The sequence below is a fragment of the Streptomyces sp. NPDC030245 genome, assembly GCF_055572995.1.
In genome coordinates, this window is the sequence record NZ_JBVICF010000032.1 from 1 (window position 1) to 1,398 (window position 1,398).

The 1,398-nt window shown below is 60.9% G+C and carries 3 protein-coding genes; all 3 read right to left on the minus strand.

Annotated elements, in window-relative coordinates; all coding sequences use genetic code 11:
- Positions 1–131: 131 nt before the first annotated feature.
- Positions 132–940 (minus strand): IS5 family transposase gene (locus ACZ4Z4_RS38245; protein WP_099421609.1). Its coding sequence is split into 2 segments (ribosomal slippage): positions 132–610 and positions 610–940, totalling 810 coding nucleotides; the frame shifts between segments, so codons are not numbered across the junction.
- A gap of 58 nt (positions 941–998) precedes the next feature.
- The gene (locus tag ACZ4Z4_RS38250; protein ID WP_256213827.1) at positions 999–1,121 is read right to left on the minus strand and encodes a hypothetical protein; all 123 of its coding nucleotides are present in this window, start codon (positions 1,119–1,121) and stop codon (positions 999–1,001) included.
- Between the two features lie 27 nt (positions 1,122–1,148).
- Positions 1,149–1,398: carboxymuconolactone decarboxylase family protein (locus ACZ4Z4_RS38255; RefSeq protein WP_468338510.1), on the minus strand; the 250-nt coding region annotated here is incomplete at its 5' end.

Genomic DNA, 1,398 nt, shown 5'->3' on the forward strand with positions numbered 1-1,398 from the left:
GGAGCTTGGAATCACACGGCAGACCCTGTACCGGCACATTTCGCCCAAGGGCGAGTTGCGCCCCGATGGCGAGAAGCTGCTTGCCCGCACGTGACACGATGAGTGCCACCTACGCCATCGGCTTAGAGCCGCTAACACCACCTATCCACGAAGCGTGCGCAGATGATCGCGGCTGCCAACTTCAAAAGCGCTTCGTGGATGTCAAGGCGCCTTTCAAAGCGGATTCGCAGTTTGCCAAAGCCAGCAAACCATCCGTGCGTCCTCTCCACTACCCAGCGATGTTTGCCCAGCCTTTCGCTGCTTTCAATGCCGCGCCTGGCAATGCGGCTGGATATGCCTCGCTGCCTCAGATGGGCACGGCAGCGTTTGTAGTCATAGCCTTTGTCAGCATGCAGCTTCGCTGGTCGCTTGCGAGGTCGACCCTGCAGGCCTGCAACGCCAGGGATCGCATCCAAGCACCGCTCGAACATCATGGAGTCATGTCTGTTCGCCCCGCTGACAAGAACCACCAGCGGGATGCCTCTGGCGTCTACGACGATGTGCCGCTTGGAGCCGAGTTTTCCTCTGTCGGTGGGGTTCGGGCCTGTTTCCTGGCCCCCCGGGGGCTTGGTACCGAAGAGCCATCAATACTGGCCCGGCTCCAATCGATCTGGTCGTGTTCACGCAAACGCATCAGCATGGCCTGGTGCAACCTCTGCCAAACCCCTGCTGCGCTCCAATTCCGAAGTCGCCGCCAGCAAGTCATGCCGCTGCCATAGCCAAGGGATTGTGGGAGGTCTTCCCATGGAATGCCGGTATGCAACACGAACAAGATGCCGTTGAGGGCGGCCTCATCGCTCACTGCGAGCTTGCGTGCGCCACCTTTGGCGGAGGGAGTGAAGGTGGGGATCAGGGGCTGCAACTGCAGCCACAGTTCTTTGCTAACGGGTTGTCTTGCCATGAGGGCATGAAGCATAACTGCTTCATGCGGGTCTCTTGGGCAGTGGTGTTAGCGACTCTTAGAGTGCTTTATTTTCCGTTTTCTGAGACGACCCCACATAGGGCGAAAAGTCGCCGGCCGTGACGGCCAGTGGCAGGACGAGGGCGCTGGCGAGCAGAGCGCCGGTGAGTGCGATTTTCATCGTGTTCTCCTTATATGCCTATGGAGATCAGACGGCGACCACGGGGAAATCCACCGTGGTGTCGGCGATGTGGTTGGTGTAGTTGGTGAGCGTGTTCAGCGCGACGTTGGCGATCACTTCCAGTATCAGGCCGTCGTCGAGCCCCGCGCGGCGGTAGTTGGCCATGGCGTCGGCCGACACCACGCCGCGTTGCTCGACCAGCGCGCGGGCAAAGCCGGCGATTGCATCGTCAAGTGCGTTGGCCGCCTGGCCGGTGCGGGCCGCGGCGATGGCCTCT